Annotated in this window: 19 protein-coding genes; 8 read left to right on the top strand and 11 right to left on the bottom strand. The window is 66.2% G+C overall.

Features of this window, described 5'->3' with window-relative positions:
* Positions 1-37: 37 nt before the first annotated feature.
* Positions 38-448, bottom strand: a complete 411-nt coding sequence (locus tag FZP69_RS09040; RefSeq protein WP_152040992.1) for an acyl dehydratase — start codon at positions 446-448, stop codon at positions 38-40.
* The gene (locus FZP69_RS09035; protein WP_152040991.1) at positions 445-954 is read right to left on the bottom strand and encodes an FAS1-like dehydratase domain-containing protein; all 510 of its coding nucleotides are present in this window, start codon (positions 952-954) and stop codon (positions 445-447) included. The genes FZP69_RS09040 and FZP69_RS09035 overlap by 4 nt, the downstream gene beginning before the upstream one ends.
* A gap of 228 nt (positions 955-1,182) precedes the next feature.
* On the opposite strand from FZP69_RS09035, the gene FZP69_RS09030 reads away from it, so the two are divergent.
* Complete coding sequence (locus FZP69_RS09030) at positions 1,183-1,473, top strand: DUF5779 family protein (RefSeq protein WP_152040990.1); 291 nt, start codon at positions 1,183-1,185, stop codon at positions 1,471-1,473.
* A gap of 232 nt (positions 1,474-1,705) precedes the next feature.
* Here FZP69_RS09030 and FZP69_RS09025 read toward each other — a convergent pair whose 3' ends face one another.
* Together FZP69_RS09025 and FZP69_RS09020 are read right to left on the bottom strand one after the other, a co-directional pair.
* Positions 1,706-2,191 (bottom strand): cupin domain-containing protein, encoded by a 486-nt coding sequence (locus FZP69_RS09025; protein WP_152040989.1) that lies wholly within the window; start codon positions 2,189-2,191, stop codon positions 1,706-1,708.
* 24 nt (positions 2,192-2,215) lie between these two features.
* Complete coding sequence (locus tag FZP69_RS09020) at positions 2,216-2,917, bottom strand: VOC family protein (protein ID WP_152040988.1); 702 nt, start codon at positions 2,915-2,917, stop codon at positions 2,216-2,218.
* 154 nt (positions 2,918-3,071) lie between these two features.
* Here FZP69_RS09020 and FZP69_RS09015 point away from each other — a divergent pair, with 154 nt between their 5' ends.
* Together FZP69_RS09015 and FZP69_RS09010 are read left to right on the top strand one after the other, a co-directional pair.
* The gene (locus tag FZP69_RS09015) at positions 3,072-3,797 is read left to right on the top strand and encodes a hypothetical protein (RefSeq protein ID WP_152040987.1); all 726 of its coding nucleotides are present in this window, start codon (positions 3,072-3,074) and stop codon (positions 3,795-3,797) included.
* 91 nt (positions 3,798-3,888) lie between these two features.
* Positions 3,889-4,389 carry a hypothetical protein gene (locus FZP69_RS09010; protein WP_240137505.1) on the top strand — a complete coding sequence of 167 codons (501 nt, stop codon included), beginning with the start codon at positions 3,889-3,891 and terminating at the stop codon, positions 4,387-4,389.
* Between the two features lie 29 nt (positions 4,390-4,418).
* On the opposite strand, the gene FZP69_RS09005 is transcribed toward FZP69_RS09010, so the two are convergent.
* Positions 4,419-4,628, bottom strand: coding sequence for a ribbon-helix-helix domain-containing protein (locus tag FZP69_RS09005; protein WP_152040985.1), 210 nt, complete (start codon positions 4,626-4,628; stop codon positions 4,419-4,421).
* A 130-nt stretch (positions 4,629-4,758) separates the two neighbouring features.
* On the opposite strand from FZP69_RS09005, the gene FZP69_RS09000 reads away from it, so the two are divergent.
* A complete protein-coding gene (locus FZP69_RS09000; RefSeq protein ID WP_152040984.1) occupies positions 4,759-5,082 on the top strand; it encodes a DUF5789 family protein in 324 nt (107 codons plus the stop codon).
* 52 nt (positions 5,083-5,134) lie between these two features.
* On the opposite strand, the gene aglJ is transcribed toward FZP69_RS09000, so the two are convergent.
* Entirely contained in the window at positions 5,135-6,052 is a 918-nt protein-coding gene (gene aglJ / locus FZP69_RS08995; protein ID WP_152040983.1) for an S-layer glycoprotein N-glycosyltransferase AglJ, read from the bottom strand.
* 133 nt (positions 6,053-6,185) lie between these two features.
* On the opposite strand from aglJ, the gene glmU reads away from it, so the two are divergent.
* Both glmU and glmS read left to right on the top strand, forming a co-directional pair.
* Positions 6,186-7,343 (top strand): bifunctional sugar-1-phosphate nucleotidylyltransferase/acetyltransferase, encoded by a 1,158-nt coding sequence (gene glmU, locus FZP69_RS08990; protein ID WP_152040982.1) that lies wholly within the window; start codon positions 6,186-6,188, stop codon positions 7,341-7,343.
* A gap of 1 nt (position 7,344) precedes the next feature.
* Positions 7,345-9,150 carry a glutamine--fructose-6-phosphate transaminase (isomerizing) gene (gene glmS / locus FZP69_RS08985; protein WP_152040981.1) on the top strand — a complete coding sequence of 602 codons (1,806 nt, stop codon included), beginning with the start codon at positions 7,345-7,347 and terminating at the stop codon, positions 9,148-9,150.
* Positions 9,151-9,232: 82 nt separating this feature from the next.
* Here glmS and FZP69_RS08980 read toward each other — a convergent pair whose 3' ends face one another.
* The 5 genes from FZP69_RS08980 to FZP69_RS08960 all read right to left on the bottom strand — a co-directional run bounded on the left by FZP69_RS08980 (position 9,233) and on the right by FZP69_RS08960 (position 14,959).
* Entirely contained in the window at positions 9,233-10,216 is a 984-nt protein-coding gene (locus FZP69_RS08980) for an SDR family oxidoreductase (RefSeq protein ID WP_152040980.1), read from the bottom strand.
* Between the two features lie 83 nt (positions 10,217-10,299).
* Positions 10,300-11,160 (bottom strand): hypothetical protein, encoded by an 861-nt coding sequence (locus tag FZP69_RS08975; RefSeq protein ID WP_152040979.1) that lies wholly within the window; start codon positions 11,158-11,160, stop codon positions 10,300-10,302.
* Between the two features lie 49 nt (positions 11,161-11,209).
* Positions 11,210-12,754 (bottom strand): alkaline phosphatase family protein, encoded by a 1,545-nt coding sequence (locus tag FZP69_RS08970; protein WP_152040978.1) that lies wholly within the window; start codon positions 12,752-12,754, stop codon positions 11,210-11,212.
* On the bottom strand, positions 12,751-14,202 hold the full coding sequence (locus tag FZP69_RS08965; protein WP_152040977.1) for a sulfatase family protein: 1,452 nt from the start codon (positions 14,200-14,202) through the stop codon (positions 12,751-12,753). Before FZP69_RS08965 ends, FZP69_RS08970 begins: the two co-directional genes overlap by 4 nt.
* Complete coding sequence (locus tag FZP69_RS08960; protein ID WP_152040976.1) at positions 14,192-14,959, bottom strand: class I SAM-dependent methyltransferase; 768 nt, start codon at positions 14,957-14,959, stop codon at positions 14,192-14,194. Before FZP69_RS08960 ends, FZP69_RS08965 begins: the two co-directional genes overlap by 11 nt.
* A 97-nt stretch (positions 14,960-15,056) precedes the next feature.
* On the opposite strand from FZP69_RS08960, the gene FZP69_RS08955 reads away from it, so the two are divergent.
* Both FZP69_RS08955 and FZP69_RS08950 read left to right on the top strand, forming a co-directional pair.
* Complete coding sequence (locus FZP69_RS08955; protein WP_152040975.1) at positions 15,057-15,263, top strand: hypothetical protein; 207 nt, start codon at positions 15,057-15,059, stop codon at positions 15,261-15,263.
* 45 nt (positions 15,264-15,308) lie between these two features.
* The gene (locus FZP69_RS08950) at positions 15,309-16,385 is read left to right on the top strand and encodes a glycosyltransferase family 4 protein (RefSeq protein WP_152040974.1); all 1,077 of its coding nucleotides are present in this window, start codon (positions 15,309-15,311) and stop codon (positions 16,383-16,385) included.
* Positions 16,386-16,424 lie beyond the last annotated feature (39 nt).

The raw sequence follows: 16,424 nt of genomic DNA, 5'->3' as shown, positions 1-16,424 counted from the left end.
CATTCGACGGATCCCCGACCGACGAGCGCCACGTCCGTTACCGTTCGAGTCGGACGACTGCACTCCCGTCGGCGCACCGCTCTCCGGCCTGATGCGTCCAGACGTCGAACTCGACCGTCCCGTCGCGCTCGTCGACCGCAGTGACTTCGGCCTCGACGAGGTACGGCTCCTCCGGGACCGCTCGACCGACGATCCGACAGCTCAGTTCGAGGAGCCTGCCGTCGGATCCGACCCAGTCCATCAGCAACTGCTGGATCGCCGCTTCGTGCAGCGGCCCGTGGACGAGGACGTCGGGCTGTCCTTCCTCCTCCGTGGCGTATCTCCGGTCGTAGTGGACCCTGTGTGGGTTCCACCGGACGGCGCTGAACCTGAACAGCTGTGGGCGTGTGAACGTCTTCTCGAGCGTGTCGAGCCGGTCGCCCACCGACGTGTCGGTCGGTCGGGTCATCCCGGATCGTAGTGCAGGTGGACCTGTCTGTTCGTCACGATCGGTTCCTCGCCGACGAAGTACTCCTCGACGACGACTGTGAAGGTCAACGTTCCCGCGTTCGATCCCTCCTTCTGATAGATGTCGTCGAAGGTACTCTCGCGGATTATCGGGTCGCCCGCAGTGGCGTACTGGTGGAACGTGAGCTGTCGTTCTCCCTTCATCGTGCGGACTCCGTCGGGCAGCGGAGGCTCGACACCGAGCGACGGGGGGAGTCCGTCGTCCCGGAGTTCGTCCGTCGGTGCACCGGCGCCCGGCTCCAGGATCGACGGAGGCATGTTGGGAGGGACGACGAGGTCATCGTACCCGTGGTCCGTCGCGTACTCCCGGTCCCAGAACAGCGGGTTGTCGTCCTCGACGGCACGCGCGTACCGTCGGATCTCTCTCCGAGTGATCGGCCCCAGATCGACCGTCTCCGTCTCCCCGAGGTGGTCCCGATACGCTGCCGGGTCGATCAGATCGCTCATACAAGTGTCAGTGTTATTTGGCAATAATCTAAGGTGTTTCGGTCAGACGTCTCCACCGACCACGAGAGACGGAGTCTCGTGGACCGAGATGCGTCCGTCCGGTCCAGTGCCATCCTGAATCCGCGGTCGGCGTGATCTGGTCAGTGTTGGATGGGAGCTGCCGGTCGCCCCACCGTCGGACGGAGAGCCGACAGAACGTTTTTCTCGCGTGACCGCAACCCACTCGACATGAGCGACTTCGACCTCGACCTCCGGAGCGCCGAGGAGTACCTCGACACGGACGACATCGAGGGGAACGTGATACTCGGCGTCCTCGACGGGTCGACGCCGCCGGGGGAGTGGATCGCCGCCGTCGAGAGCGGGAGCGTGCTCTTTCTCGCCATCGAGGGCGACCTCAACCAGCTCGCCGCCGGCTTCGCCCGCGACGTCAAGGACATGGGCGGCGAACTGATGCACTTTCGGAAGTTCCTCGTCGTCGCCCCGCCCGGCGTCCAGATCGACACGGACCGCCTATCCTGACCATAGCTGCTTCTCGTGACCTCTCTCGCCGGCGATCGTCGTTCTCTCCGTTCCCCCACGGCGTCTCCTTCGGCGGCGACCCCATCCTCACGACCGCCCGGCCCGGAGTTTTTGTCCGATCGGGCGGCCACCGGTTCCGTGCACTGAGCACGGTCGGCGGACGGTTCGCGACGCGACGACACCCCGTCCGCCGAGCCGCCCCTGTGTCGTCCGTTCGCCCCTTCTCGAGCGCTCAGCCGCTGTTCCGACCGAAGCGGTCCGTCTCCGCACCACACGCCGTACAGTGCAGGCGCACCGTGTCACCGTCGTTCGCCCGTTCCCCGCGCCGTCCCGTCTGCTCGCCACAGGACGGACACCGCTCCTCGATCACGGCCTCGTCGGTCGCCTTCGGCGCTCCCACCGCGATCAGCCTGACGACCGCCTCGCCCGCGTTGTGCGCGCGGTTCGGATGCTCGGGCGGGACGTGGAGCGCCTCGCCGGCCTCGACGATCACCGGGTCGTCGGGCGTGTCGACGGTCAACACGCCCTCGAGCACGTAGAACAGCTCCTCGTGTCGGGGGTGGTGGTGGTACCCCCACGGGACCCGCTCGCCCGGTTCGACCGTGTAGACGTTGAAGCCGAACGCCTCGACGCCGAGCGCCTCGTCGACTTCCTTCTTCTCCGCAGAGGGTGCCGGTGCGTTCGGGACGTCGTCCACGCGGCGTTTCCGGTAGGGCATACACTCCCTCCACGGGCCAGTGGCTTACGCCTGTGGTCCGGTTCGTCCCTCGACGAACGTCAGGACGTGTCCGTCGGCCTCGCGGACCCGCACACCGCCGTCGATCGACTCGATCCCGGCGTCGGGGGCGACCGTCCGTGCGGCCGCAGTCGGGTCGTCTGCGACGAATCCCAGATCGACGTGGACGCCGCCGCGAGCGTCCGCGATCCCGAGCTGCGGCTCCCAGAGCTCCAGGTCGACGGGACCCCGCAGCCGGACCCGCCGTCGGTCATCACCGCGATCGACGACCTCGAAGCCGAGCGCCCGGTAGCGTTCGACCGCGCTCGTCAGCTCCTCGACCTCGAGGACGACCTCGAAGACGCCGACGAGGTCGTCCCCGGCGTCGGGGTCGGCGACGGTGCCGACCTCGACGCAGTGGTCGTCGGGATCGTCGACGTACAGCGACCGCGACCCGCCGAAGTCGAACGCGGTCGACGGGAGCGCGGAGAGCCGTGCCTCCCACGTCTCGTAGGCGTCCGCGCCGGTCGCGAGGGCGTAGTGGACGTGGAGGCCCCCGCGCGGGACCCCACTCGGCCGCCGGAGAACGACCGCCGTCTCGCCGACCTGGAACGTGACCTCTCGATCGGACACGCGGGCGGGCTCGAGCCCGAAGTGTTCCACGTAGAACGAACGCGCCCGGTCGAGGTACTTCACTTCGAGTGCGAGGTGGGTGAGCGCGGAGAGCATCGGTATCGCTCCCCTTTCGGGAGCCGACCGGATATACGGTTGGGGTGGCTCGAGGTCGGTGTCGTGCACAAGCAGCCTCGCGCGCAGAGTGACCGACCGCGCACGTGCGGGCGCAGTCGGGTTTCTTATCCGCGTCCGACACCTGCAGTGGGACATGCCGATGAAGGGTCGCGGAACGGGTCAGTTGCAGGAGATCGACCGGTGGGACGGCGGCGTCGGATGGATCGCACACCCCGACGAGGGGATGCAGCGCGCGAGCCACGTGCTGGGCGTCGACAGCGTGGAACGAAGCGCCGCGGACAGTGAGACTCAGTCTAGCGACGGGGAGGCGTGGGTGATCGACCCGGTCGACGCGCCCGGCGTCGACGACCTGCTCGCCTCCGTAGGCGAGGTCGCCGGCGTCGTCGTCTGCCTCGACCGACACAAGCGCGACGCGGCCGCGGTCGCCCGCCGACACGACGTGCCGGTGTACGTCCCGGACTGGATGACTGGGGTGGCGTCGAAACTCGACGCGCCCACCGAACGCTTCGGTCGGGAGCTCGCGGACACGGGCTACCGTGCGCTGACGATCGTGAACCGCTCCCTCCCGCCGTGGCAGGAAGTCGGTCTCTACCACGACGAGACGGGGACGCTCGTCGTGCCCGAGGCGCTCGGCACGGCGTCGTACTTCTGCGCGTCCGGCGAACGGCTGGGCGTCCACCCGATGCTCCGTCCCGTCCCGCCGAAGCGAGCCTTCCACGGGCTCGAACCGGAGCGAGTGCTCGTGGGTCACGGAGCGGGCGTGTTCGAGGACGCGACGACCGCCCTCCACGACGCGCTCGACAACGCCCGGTCGCGCCTCCCGTCGGCGTACGCCAGCGCCCTGCGGGAGATGCTGTAGGGAGGGGACACCGACACGTCGGCTGCGACGACCGGGGTCGGGCGTGGACGACTCCGACACGCTTTTTCCGCACCGAGTACGTAACGGGAGCGTGAACGAACCGCGCGACAGATCGGGTCCGGACGCTGGCGATACGAGGACGGAGACGGACTCCGACGACCGTCAGTCGATACACGTCACGAGCGCGCTGCTCGACGTGCTCCTCGACATGAGCGAGGCCGCCGAGCCCGATCCGGTCAGCGTCGTTCTGACGTCGACCCCTGCGGGAGCGTTCGACGCCGACATCGGGCTCGACGGGGACGCCCCCGTGCTGTCACACTTCTACCTCCCCGAAGCCGGACGTTCCGTCACCGCGGTGTTCGGTCTCGATCTGTCGACGCCGGCCGGCCGAGGGCGTGCGCGGTTTCACGCCCATCCGCAGGGCCCGCGGGGACCGACGAAGCGCGACGACTTCGCGGCCGCGGTGCTCGTCGCCGTGCCGCCGTGGGACCGGGCAGCGCTCCGCGCGTACGACCGCTCGGGCAACCAGTTGACGCTCAGGGAGGTCGACGCGGTGCCGCCGGAGGAGACGCTCGAAGACGTCCCCTCCTGACCGTTCGTGGGTGATCCACCGCCCAGGAACTACTCGAGGTAGCCGAGATCGACGAGCTGATCCGTGATCTCCTCGAACTCCGCCTCGGTCAGGCCGTCCGACTGCTCGTACTGGATGACGATACTCCGGAGCAGGAACCGCACGAGGTCGCTCGTCGAGGAGAAGCTCGTCCCCTCGATCGTTTCGTCGACGCGTTCGGCGAGGTCTTTCGGGATCGAGACCGTGGTGTACTCCGCCATGACCGAACGGACGAGACGGTGTGGGTTACCGTTTGCGGACTGTCGCCGCCCGAGCCGTCGAACATCGATCCCGTTCGCTCGAAAGAGCGCTTCGGGGGTTTTTCAATGGGGGACTGCGTAACGGACGATAATGGGCGTCAGGCCACCACAACAGGACGAGTCCGATACGGACCACATCGAGTTCGGTATCGCGGCGCTCGAACCGCACCTCGACGACCGGATCGACTACCCCGCGACCGCCGAGGAGGTAATCAGAGCGGTCGGCGACGTCGAGGTGTCGTACGACGCCTCCGGTGGCACGGTCGCGCTGTCGGAGATCCTCGAGGCCGCACCGGCGACGAGGTTCGAGTCGAAACGCGACCTCCTCGACGAACTCCACCCGGTGTTCGAGGAGTACCGTGCGTCCGCTTCGAACAGCCTCGTCGGTCGACTCCGTGGTCTGCTTCCCTTCTGAACCCCGAACCCGCCGCGCTCTCGCCCGACCCTAACCGTGACTCGACGCCGTCTCACTCCTCTTCGAGTCGTTCGAGCCGCTGCATCTGCTCGCGGTGGAGCGAGAAGATGAGGTCCGAGAGGACGCCGAACATCAGCAACTGCACGCCGAAGAGGATCGCGAACGCCGAGACGACGGCCATCACCTCGTGCGAGATGCTCCGCGTCACCCACTCGACGCCGACCCAGATCCCGATGCCGAGACCGATCGCAGTCGCGACGAACCCGACGCTCCCGAAATAAAAGAGGGGGTTGTTGGTCTTGGCGCGTCGGTACAGTTCGAGCAGGATGATGCTGCCGTCGCGGAGCGGGCTGAGGTTCGTGTTCGACCCCGAGGGCCGGGGGAGGTACGTGATGGACACGACCGTGGTCTTGATCCGGTGTTTGGCACACTCGACGGCCATCTCCGTCTCGATCCCGAACCCCTCCGCCGAGAGCGTCATCTCCTCGAACGACTCCCGGGTGAACGCCCGGTAACCCGAGAGGATGTCGCCGAAGTCGGTGCCGTGGATGAACGCGAACGCCCGGTTGAACAGCCGGTTTCCGACCCGGTTCAGCCGCGACATCGCCCCGTCGCGCATGTCGGCGAAGCGGTCGCCGATGACGTGATCGTAGCCGTCGTCGAGCGGGGCCAGCATCGTCTCGGCGTCCTCCGGCAGGTAGGTGCCGTCGCCGTCGACCATCAGGACGTACGGCGTGTCGACGTGGTCGGTGACCGCCTCGCGGACCGCCTGTCCCTTGCCCGACCCGGACTGGACGACGACGCGGGCGCCTGCCGACTCGGCGGCCTCGCGAGTGCCGTCGGTCGATCCACCGTCGACGATCAGGACGTTCTCGAACCCCTCCTCGTGGTAGCCGACGACGACGCCGGCGATGGTCTCGACCTCATCGAGCGTCGGTACGAGGACGCAGACGTCGTCGGGATGGGGCATCATCGGCGCTAACGCCCATCGTTTAAATAACACTTCCGCTCTTCCACGCGTCGTCCCCTCCCGGTCGGATGATGCGATTTTGCAAACCGGACGAGTAAATAAATTCATTGCACTTCCCAACGGGGAGACGAGTATGCATGCAGTCATCCTTGCGGCGGGAGAGGGGATGCGTCTCAGGCCACTCACTCGAACGAGGCCGAAACCGATGGTGCCTATCGCGAACCGCCCACTCCTCGAGTACGTGGTCGAGGCCGTCGCCGACGCTGGTTTCGACGACATCGTTCTCGTCGTCGGCTACAAGCGCGAGCGGATCCAGAGTCACTTCGGAGACGGCAACGACTGGGGGGTCGACATCACCTACGCGGTACAGGAGAAACAGCTCGGGACCGGTCACGCGGTCGAACAGGCCGAGTCGTACGTCGACGACGATTTCGTCGTCCTGAACGGCGACCGGATCATCGACAGTTCACTCGTCTCGGAGGTCGCCGACGCGTCGACGCCGGCACCGGCGCTCGCCGTCAGCCGTTCCGAGACGCCGAGTTCGTACGGCGTCGTCGAGGTCGAGGGAAACCGGGTGCTCTCGATCGAGGAGAAACCGCCGGAACACACCGCGATGAGCGAGCTGATCAACGCCGGCGTCTACAAGTTCACTACGGGAATCTTCGACGTCATCCGGAACGTCGAGACGGTCGGCGAGGTGCCGATCACCGCGGCGTTCAATCGGCTGGCCGTCGACACCGACGTCTGGGCGGTCCGGTACGACGGGCGGTGGCTCGACGTCTCCGAGCCGTGGGACCTCCTCTCGGTGAACGCAGGGGTTCTCGACACCACCGGCGGTCGGCTCGACGACGCGGCGGTCGTCCACGACGCGGCGACCGTCACGGGACCAGTCGACGTCGCCGACGACGTCCGCGTTCACCCGAACGCGACGGTGTTGGCGGGGACCAGTCTCGGAGACAACGCGGAGATCGGCGCGAACGCCGTGGTCTCGAACTCGGTGGTCCTCCCCGACGCGACGATCAGGGCGGGCACGGTGCTGCGCGACTGCGTCGTGGGCTCGAACTCCGTCGTCGGACCCAACTGTACGGCGGAGGGTGGGCTGGCGACGCTCGCGCTCGCGGGGGAACTGTACGAGTCCGTCCGGCTGGGCGCGGTCGTCGGCGACAACGCCACGCTCGCCGGCGGCGTCACCCTCGCACCGGGGTCGATCGTCGGCAACAACGTCCACGTCTACGAGGGGGCGACGGTCGACGGGCCGCTGGAGGACAACGCGACGGTCAGGAGGGGATGACATGTGTGGAATCATCGGCTACGTTGGTGACGAACCGGCACTGCCGATTCTCCGCACCGGTCTGGAGAATCTCGAATACCGCGGCTACGACTCGGTCGGCGTCTCGCTCCGTGGGGACGAGGGGATCCGCCTGTTCAAGCAGGCTGGTCGGATCAAAGACCTCGTCCTCCCCGACGACGAGACGACCGTCGGTATCGGCCACACCCGCTGGAGCACCCACGGTGAACCGACGGACGCAAACGCCCACCCGCACACTGACTGCGGTGGCGACGTCGCCGTCGTCCACAACGGGATCATCGAGAACTACGACACGCTCCGTGAGGAGCTCGAACGCGACGGGCACACCTTCACGTCCGAAACCGACACCGAGGTCGTGCCACACCTCGTCGAAGAGCGGCTCGCGGCGGGCGACGACCTGCCCACCGCGGTCACCCGCGTGCTCGACCGGCTCGAGGGGACGTTCGCCCTCGGCGTCGTCGCCGTCGACTTCGACGGGATCGTCGCGGCACGACAGGACAGCCCCCTCGTCGTGGGCCACGGCGAGACCGGGAGCTTCATCGCCAGCGACGTCACCGCGTTCCTCGAACACAGCCGTGAAGTGACGTACGTCGAGGACGGCGACGTCGCGGTGCTCACGAGAACGGGGGTCGAGATCACGAACGACGGTGAGGTCGTCGACCGGCCCCGCGACCACGTGGAGTGGGAGGCCGAGGCGGCCGAGAAGAGCGGCTACGAGCACTACATGCTCAAGGAGATCCACGAACAGCCCACGGCGCTCCGGCAGACGCTCTCGGGCCGGATCGACGAACTCGCGGGCAAGGTCGACCTCGACCTCGAACTCCCGAAGGAGTACCTCAACTCGCTCGACGAGGTGACGTTCGTCGCCTGCGGCACATCGTATCACGCCGGCATGTACGCCGCCCGCCTGGTCGAGACGCTGGCCGACGTGCGGGCCTCGGCCGAGATCGCGAGCGAGTACGAGTTCGACGGCGGGCGCGACCCCTGGCGAACCCTCGTGATCCCCGTCACACAGAGCGGGGAGACGGCCGATACGCTCTCGGCGCTCCGCCGCGCGAAACGCGCCGGTGCCCGGAGCCTCGCGGTGACGAACACGCTCGGGAGCACCGTCACTCGCGAGGCCGACGACACCGTCTTCATCAGGGCCGGGCCCGAGATCGGCGTCGCGGCGACCAAGACGTTCGTCTCGCAGGTCGCGACGCTCGCGCTCCTGACCGTCTCTCTCGCCCGCGCACGCGGGGTCATGTCCACGACCAGATCCATCGAGTTCCTCTCGAACGTTCGGAAGCTCCCAGGTGCCGTCCAGCAGGTGCTCGACGCCGAGCAGGCCATCCGCGAGGCTGCCGAGGAACACGCCGACGACGAGGCGTTCTTCTTTATCGGCCGGAAACTGGGCTACCCCGTCGCGCTCGAGGGGGCGCTGAAGCTCAAGGAGATCGCGTACGTCCACGCCGAGGGGTTCGCCGCCGGCGAACTGAAACACGGGCCGCTGGCGCTCGTCACGCCCGAGTCGTCCGTCCTCGCCGTCCTCTCGGAGGGGGCGAACCCGAAGGCGACGCTCAACAACGTCAAGGAGGTCGAGTCACGCGGCGCGCCGGTGCTCGGCTGTACGTCGATCGAGGACGCCGAGAAGTTCCTCGACGTCTCCTTCGAGGTGCCCGAACTCGGCGTGCTCTCGCCGCTGATCGCGAACGTCTGTTTCCAGCTGTTCGCGTACCACGTGGCGAAACGGAAGGGGCGGTCGATCGACAAACCGCGCAACCTCGCCAAGAGTGTCACGGTAGAGTAGTCGGACTCGAACAGTCGTCGTCGGCTCGAACGTGTGAGCGGATTCGGGTTCCAGCGCTCGCGAGCGATGTGCGTTCCGTCGTCTACGACCCGATCACGAGCGGCTCGTACCACTCGCGGTTCTTGCGGTACCAGTCGATGAACTGCGAGACGCCCTCGCGGATAGTCGTCGTCGGCTCGTAGCCGATGAGCCGTTCGGCCTTCGAGACGTCGGCGTGGGTGTGTCTCGCGTCCGCGTCCCTGGCCTCGTCGTAGACGACCTCGACGTCGGCTCCGGTCTCCTCGACGACGTACCGCGCGAGCTCCGTGATCGAGATGTTCCCCGTCGACCCGACGTTCATCGTCTCGCCGTCGGCGGCGTCGGTCTCGAGGAGGTCCAGGTTCGCCTCGACCACGTCGTCGACATACGTGAAGTCGCGCGTCTGCTCGCCGTCGCCGTAGACCACGGGTGGCTCGCCGTTCAGACACCGCGAGACGAAGTTGGTGATCGCCATGTTCGGCCGCATGCGTGGCCCATAGACGGTGAAGTACCGGAGGTTCACGCACGGCAGGTCGAAGAGGTCGGTCCAGACGGTGCAGTAGTGCTCGGCGGCGACCTTCGTCACCCCGTACGGGCTCCGCGGGTTCGTCGGGTGATCCTCGTCGTACGGCAGGTACTCGTCGCGGCCGTACACCGACGACGAGGAGGCGTTGACGAACCGCTCGACGCCGGCGTCGGCGGCCGCTTCGAGGAGATTCAGCAGTCCGGTGGTGTTCACCTCGTGTGACTTCTTGGGGTTCTCGACGCTCGCACGGACGCCCGCCTGTGCGGCCTGGTGGTAGACGAACTCGACGTCGTGTTCGGCGACGGTCGAGCGCACGAGCGCCTCGTCGGTCACGGAGCCCTCGACGAACGTGAACCGGTCCCCGCCGGCGTCGCGACACCGCCCGAGGCTGTGTCGTTTGATGTCGACGTCGTAGTACGGGTCGAGGTTGTCGAGGACGACGACGTCGTGGCCGGCGCGGAGGAGTCCCTCTGTGAGGTGCGAGCCGATGAAGCCGGCGCCGCCGGTTACGAGGATACGCATTGTGTTCGTCTACTCAACTCCGTGGATGGTTTTGTCGATTCCGGTTACAGATATGTATGAGGGATTCGCTGTCCGACGTCGAATCAGTCGACGTATCCGAGCGCTTCGAGTTTCTCGTCCACAGACTCCGGGGTCCGACTCGGCGGCGAACCCCGTTTGAGTTCGACCCAAGGCACCCGGACCAGCGGTGCGACGTGACAGTCGTACGGATGCTCGACCAGCCCGAAGTCACGGATCCGACCAAACGTCTCGCCGTGGTCGGCGGTCACGACGACGGTCAGGTCTCGCTCCAGCCACGCTTCGACGTAGTTCAGAGTCACCTCCCAGGTGCTCTCGACCGACGCGCGGTAGCCCTGGGCTGCGCGACGGAGATCGATGTGGCCCGTCGCCATCGCTGTCTGCTGTGAGATCTTGTCTGCCGGCCGAACAGACGTGTTTCGCTTCCAGATGTTCACATCGGGGTGGATCGGCACCCAGAGCGACCCGAGTCGGGCGACGTAGGGGGCGTGCGGTGGGAGTACGTGTGCGACCACGGGCAGGTCGCCACCGTCGATGTAGTCGGCTGCGACGTCGTAGACGGGCTCCGGTGGGACGAGGCCGAGGCGGCCGTCCCACTCCGTCTCCCAGACCGGGTCGACCGTACGCGCACCGACGTCGTACTTCGCGTACTGTGACTGTCCCGAGACGACGACTACGTCCTCGAAGACACCGGTCTGTTCGGCCGTCTCGAGCCACTGTCCGGTCGTGCTTCCGGGAGATCGACACGCATCGATCGGCCACTCGGTCACCGACTGGAGGACGTCCCACCGACAGGCGTCGAGTACCACGAGCACGTCCCAGTCGGTCGAGTTCATGAGTTCGTGCTGCTCGTACGATCTGCGGTGTCGAGAAACCCGCTGGACCACCCACTTCCAGAGTCGATACGTCAGTGGCTCCGTGGTCATCGGGAGATAGTCGAAATGGTCGTATTTGAATGCGTCGGGAGTGGGACGCTCACAGTCGTTCGCTCACCGCTCGGAGCCCGTTCCGGATGCGATACCGCTCGGTGTGATACTGGCCGTGCGTGACCGGCCGCGAAGTGAGGTCGACGACCTCGCCATCGAGTGTTTCGGGGATCCGATTCCCGGTCAGGTGAATCAGTGTGGGGGCGATATCGTAGAGTTCGACCGCGCCGACAGGCTCCTCCCTGACGACGTCCGGTCCCCTCGCCATGAACACGGCTTCGCGGGCGGACTCGTGTGTCCCGACGTAACTCGACGCGTGCCTCGTGAACCGTTTCCCGACCACGGACGGTCGTACCCGGAGTTCGTCGTGTGCGAGGTAGACGATGTCCGGGACCTGATCTCCGTATCGTCCCCAGTAGATCTCCTCGCCGGGCCAGGCGTCTTTGATCGCCGGCGCTCCGTTCGGGGCCGTCACCTGCGTGATGTACTCGATGATCTCGTCGCGGAGTTCGTCCGGGTCGCCGTCGATGTTCTCCTCGACCAGGTTGATTCCCCATCCCTTCCTAGTCGAGACGTGTGCAACGGTCTCGGACCAGTCGATGCCCGGTATCGTGTTCAACGGCGAAACGACTGTCCGATCCCGACCACTGGACGACTCTGTATCCGTCGGCTCGTCTCGTTTGAACCGGTTGACGAGGTCCAGCGCCCGACGTTTCCAGCGGTCGTCGAGATACAGTTCGGACAGCCGGTAGGAGAGTTTCGTTGCCGCCGCCCGTGCGACGCCTCCCTGTAGCGTCAGGTACCCACCTTCGTGCAGGACGTCGTTGAGGTGGAACCGGTACTTCGTCGCCGGACCGAACCCGTGGTCGCCGACGACGACGACGTTACTCTCGGAGCGGGCGTCGAGAATTCGGCCGAGTCGGTCGTCGAACGCCTCGAAGAACGTGCGGAGACTCTCGGGATCGTCCCAGAAGTAGTGCTGAACGCCGTCGGAGAGTCCGAACCAGAGCAGGGCGAAATCGGGGTCGTACTCGTCGAGCAGCGCCAGGAACACGTCACTCCGCGTGTTGTTCATCTCGATGAACGCGTCGAGCAACGCTGGGGAGGGTCCCTCCTTCTTCGCCGCCTCCAGCAGTTCCCGCTGCTCGTGGAACCGGTCGCCGTACTCACGCGCGGTCTCCGGCGTCACGTAGTCGGGTTCCTCCGCGGTCGAGAGGACGTCGCTGATGAACACGCCGTTGATCCGCGGGGCCGGGTGTGTGGTCCGCATGGCTCCGACGACCATCGAGACGTCACGATCCGACAGGTAGTCCCAGACCGCCGGTTCCGTCACGTCGGTGTAGTCGACGAGCGATCCGTCGGGTTTGACGAAGTCGAAGATACCCAGATTTCCCGGGTTCTTCCCCGTGTAGAGCGTCGGGAGCGCTGGGCAGGTCAAGGAGGGGATCGTCGACGTCGTCGTGCCGTGAACCGACTCGTCGACGAGGCTCGAGAGCACCGGGACGTCGGCGTGGGTCGTCACGTCGTCGATCAACGCCCACGAGACGCCATCGAGGCCGATCAGAGTGACTGCCGTCGACTCGTGATCCGTCATAAGCGTGGACTCCGGGCGACTCGATCGAGCGTCTGCGAGATTCTGACCCGTTCGACCGGCGTGGTCTCCTCGAGTACCGTCTGGAGCCGGTCGTGGTGTCGTGCCGTCTCGTCGGGGTGTTCTCGGGCGACGTTCGCCCGCTCGTTCGGGTCCGCCGCGAGGTCGTAGAGTTCCGTTTCGTCACCGTGACGGACGCCGCAGTACGAACACGGACTATCATCGAGCGCGCGGATGTATCGGTAGTTGGAGGTTCGGATCATCTGTCTCCGTTGTGTCTGTGCCTCCTCCGCGAAGGCGACGTCTCGGAGGGGGAGGCCGGCTTCGAGTCGCTCGCAGAGGTCTATTCCGTCTACGGGTGGGTGGTCGACGCCGACGCGACCGAGGACCGTCGGCATGAGGTCGCACAGTTGCGCGAACCCGCTGGGTGTATCGCCGGACACGTCGGGGCCATCGACGACGAACGGCACGTGCGTGTTGACCTCGTAGAGACCGTGGTGTTCGAAAAAGATGCCGTGCTCGAAGAGACTCTCACCGTGGTCGGCGACGACGAGGACGTACGCGTCGTCGGGGACGTGCTCGAGCAGTCGGGCGAGTTCGGCGTCGACGTACGAGACTGCGCCGTAGTACTGACGGAGTGCCGCGGAGAGGCCGTCTTCGAGGATCTCCTCGACGTATCGTCGTCGGTCGTCGTTCTCGATACGATCGAGGTCCGCCCGGACCTGTGCCTCGTCGACCGACAGTTCCGGGACGAGGGCGTCGCAGGCGAACTCCTGTGGGGTGTCGTACGGGGCGTGGACGTCCCAGTAGTGGACGAAGAGGTATCGGGGACGGTCCATCCGGTCGAGGAGGTCGATGGCTCGGTCGGTCGTGGTCTCGGCGTCTTCGACCGCGTCCTTGTCACCTGGCGAGCCAACGACGCGCCGGTACGACGCCCGAAGGAGCCGGAACAGTGTATCGGGAAGCACGTCCCTGTGGTCGTTAACGGCGTCCGCGACGCGCCCAGCGAGCGACTCGGCGTCCGCCCCGTCGCGGTCGTCGTCGTGAGCACCGTAGTCGTGGATCCCGTCGCGACCGGTGTACGCATCGAACCCGCGCTGGTGCCACCGACCGAGCCAGTCGACCGCAGCGGTGTCGTAGCCCGCGCTACGGAGACACTCGGCGAGGACGGGCACCCCGGAGAGACCCGCCGCCTCTCTCTCGGTCACCTGCTGGCCGTGGTGAACGAGCCCCGTCGTGCGCGGGAACAGCCCTGTCTCCATCGTCGTGAGCGACGGGTCGGTCGTGTTGATACACGAGTACGCGCTCGGAAAGGTGACGCCCGATGCGGCCAGTGCGTCGATCGTCGGCGTCACGCCCGACACGCCGTCGAGGTGGCCGACGCCGTCGGTACGGAGCGCGTCGATCACGACGACGACGACGTCACGATCGGCGTAGTCGTCACCCGTCATGGTCGCGTTTTTCCGCCTTGACGACCCACGTCATTGCCAGCGGACCGGCTCGGTCGCTCTGGGAGAGTCGACGCTCGAAGAACCGGTAGAGCCGCCTGTGGATCGGCGTGTTCGACAGTCCGCTCGAGTAGGTGAGATAGGCGCGGTCGGTGACAGAAAACCCCGCCGCTTCGAGGAGTTCGATCACCATCTCCGGATCGTACGAACGGTACCGATGCGTGAGCGGCTCACCCAGGCCACTCAGGCGTTTGAGCGTGTCGAGGAAGACGTAGTAGTAACCCTGCCGAGCCCGTCGAAACGGAGAAGCCGCGTTCGCGAACGAGAGCACGACCGTTACGTCCGACACGCGATACAGCTCCTCGATGGCCTCGCGCAACTCGGCCGGGTCGAGATAGCCGACGACGCCGAGACAGAGGACAGTGTCGACCGCCCCGTCCCCGAGCGGGATGTCCTGAACGACCCCTTGGACGAACGTGCCATCGGGTCGTCTCCTGCGAGCCTGTTCGATCATCGCACGGGAGAAGTCGAATCCGACGATCCGTTCGTGCAGGGACGGCGGGACGAACTGGGCCAGTTCTCCCCCCCCGACACCGACGTTGAGGACGCGTTCACTGTCGTCGAGTGGGGCGAGAGACAGGGCGACCTGGAGTCGATGGACCTTCTCGTGGTCCATGATGGTCTGTGGGTTCGTGTACGAGTCGGCGTACTCCGAACTCACTTCGGCGAAGTACGCCTCCTGCTCGCTCGCGGAATCCATCTGCGGCAAGGTTACCGAAGGAGGCGTAAGACGTTACCGCTTCGATGGACGTCCGTCGAGACGGCAGTATTAATAGCCGCATGTGGTATCCACGACTATGGCCGAGGATCCGACTGTGACACTGTCGACGGACACGTACGCGACGCTGCTTCGTCGCGTGGACGACAGCGACTTCGACTCCGCGGACGAGTACGTCGAGTTCGTCCTCACGGAACTGTTCGCACAGCTCGAAGGACCTCGGGCGTCGACCGAGAACGACGAGGAAGTGCGGGACCGACTCCGGGAACTAGGTTATCTGGAGTAATATGATGTTAGTCGGCGAACTGCCCCACGGGGTCACGGGACACGGATGAACGTCGCGATCGTCGTCAAGGAGTTCCCGCCGGACGTCATCGGCGGGACCGAGACACAGACGCTCCGGATGGCCCATGAGCTACAGACGCGGACGGACCACGACGTGACCGTCTACACCAAGGCCTACCCCGGTCCGGAGCCACACGATCCGCCGTTCGAACTGGTCCGTGTCCCCAACCTCAGGACGTCGGACGTCGTGAGCACTCTGACGTTCGTCCTCGTCTGTCTCGTCTCCCTCCTCCGAGACAGTCGTCGGATCGACGTCCTCCACTGCATGATGATCTACCCGATCGGCTTCGTCGGCTATCTCGTCTCGACGCTCACGCGCGTCCCCTACTTCGCGTGGATCCGTGGGGGGGACTACTACTTCATGAAGGAGAACCCTGTCAAACGGTGGACGATCGACCGTGTGCTCCGCGATACGGTCGTTCTCGCACAGGCAGACAACGTGCGTTACGACGTCGAACGGGAGTTCGCTCCCCGAGACATCCGCGTCATTGGCAACGGCGTCGACCTCCCCGACGTGGTAGCCGACGGTGACCACCTCGTCTTCGTCGGCCGCCTGAAAGCACAGAAGGGCGTCGAGTATCTACTCCGTGCCGTTGGGAGTGCGGATGTCGATACGCCGGTGCTCGTGGTCGGTGACGGGCCCGAGCGCGACTCCCTCGAGTCGCTCGCCGACGAACTCGGCGTCGACGCGACGTTCGTCGGAGAAGTACCCCCCGAACGAGTAACCGAATACCTCTGTCGGGGCGCGTTCTTCGTACTCCCGTCGGTCCGCGGGGAAGGGCTCCCGAACGCCCTGCTGGAGGCGATGGCGGTCGGCTTACCGGTCGTCGCGACCGACCTCGCCGGCATCGGAGACGTGATCGAACACGGGGAGACCGGGTACGTGGTGGAGCCCGGGAACGTCGAGGAGCTCAGCGAGCGGATCAGTGCACTCTCTCGCGACGAAGCGACCCGGCGTCTGATGGGGGACGCGGCCCGGGAGTACGTGACCGAACGACACTCGTGGGCGGCGATCACCGCAGAGATCGACGCGCTCTACCGGGAGCTCGCCACGGACACGTGAGTACTGGTCGAGGTGAAGAACGCAGATATTTACACTCCC

The sequence above is a fragment of the Salinigranum salinum genome, assembly GCF_009176545.1.
Classification (GTDB): domain Archaea; phylum Halobacteriota; class Halobacteria; order Halobacteriales; family Haloferacaceae; genus Salinigranum; species Salinigranum salinum.
The sequence above is the reverse complement of the archived record's forward strand: the minus strand, read 5'-3'. Positions and strand labels throughout refer to the sequence as shown.

What these genes read in the sequence shown, in the direction of transcription:
- FZP69_RS09040 (WP_152040992.1), bottom strand. Translation starts at nt 448, where the DNA reads ATGACCCGACCGACCGACACGTCGGTGGGCGACCGGCTCGACACGCTC.
- FZP69_RS09035 (WP_152040991.1), bottom strand. Translation starts at nt 954, where the DNA reads ATGAGCGATCTGATCGACCCGGCAGCGTATCGGGACCACCTCGGGGAG.
- FZP69_RS09030 (WP_152040990.1), top strand. Translation starts at nt 1,183, where the DNA reads ATGAGCGACTTCGACCTCGACCTCCGGAGCGCCGAGGAGTACCTCGAC.
- FZP69_RS09025 (WP_152040989.1), bottom strand. Translation starts at nt 2,191, where the DNA reads ATGCCCTACCGGAAACGCCGCGTGGACGACGTCCCGAACGCACCGGCA.
- FZP69_RS09020 (WP_152040988.1), bottom strand. Translation starts at nt 2,917, where the DNA reads ATGCTCTCCGCGCTCACCCACCTCGCACTCGAAGTGAAGTACCTCGAC.
- FZP69_RS09015 (WP_152040987.1), top strand. Translation starts at nt 3,072, where the DNA reads ATGCCGATGAAGGGTCGCGGAACGGGTCAGTTGCAGGAGATCGACCGG.
- FZP69_RS09005 (WP_152040985.1), bottom strand. Translation starts at nt 4,628, where the DNA reads ATGGCGGAGTACACCACGGTCTCGATCCCGAAAGACCTCGCCGAACGC.
- FZP69_RS09000 (WP_152040984.1), top strand. Translation starts at nt 4,759, where the DNA reads ATGGGCGTCAGGCCACCACAACAGGACGAGTCCGATACGGACCACATC.
- aglJ (WP_152040983.1), bottom strand. Translation starts at nt 6,052, where the DNA reads ATGCCCCATCCCGACGACGTCTGCGTCCTCGTACCGACGCTCGATGAG.
- glmU (WP_152040982.1), top strand. Translation starts at nt 6,186, where the DNA reads ATGCATGCAGTCATCCTTGCGGCGGGAGAGGGGATGCGTCTCAGGCCA.
- glmS (WP_152040981.1), top strand. Translation starts at nt 7,345, where the DNA reads ATGTGTGGAATCATCGGCTACGTTGGTGACGAACCGGCACTGCCGATT.
- FZP69_RS08980 (WP_152040980.1), bottom strand. Translation starts at nt 10,216, where the DNA reads ATGCGTATCCTCGTAACCGGCGGCGCCGGCTTCATCGGCTCGCACCTC.
- FZP69_RS08975 (WP_152040979.1), bottom strand. Translation starts at nt 11,160, where the DNA reads ATGACCACGGAGCCACTGACGTATCGACTCTGGAAGTGGGTGGTCCAG.
- FZP69_RS08970 (WP_152040978.1), bottom strand. Translation starts at nt 12,754, where the DNA reads ATGACGGATCACGAGTCGACGGCAGTCACTCTGATCGGCCTCGATGGC.
- FZP69_RS08965 (WP_152040977.1), bottom strand. Translation starts at nt 14,202, where the DNA reads ATGACGGGTGACGACTACGCCGATCGTGACGTCGTCGTCGTCGTGATC.
- FZP69_RS08960 (WP_152040976.1), bottom strand. Translation starts at nt 14,959, where the DNA reads ATGGATTCCGCGAGCGAGCAGGAGGCGTACTTCGCCGAAGTGAGTTCG.
- FZP69_RS08955 (WP_152040975.1), top strand. Translation starts at nt 15,057, where the DNA reads ATGGCCGAGGATCCGACTGTGACACTGTCGACGGACACGTACGCGACG.
- FZP69_RS08950 (WP_152040974.1), top strand. Translation starts at nt 15,309, where the DNA reads ATGAACGTCGCGATCGTCGTCAAGGAGTTCCCGCCGGACGTCATCGGC.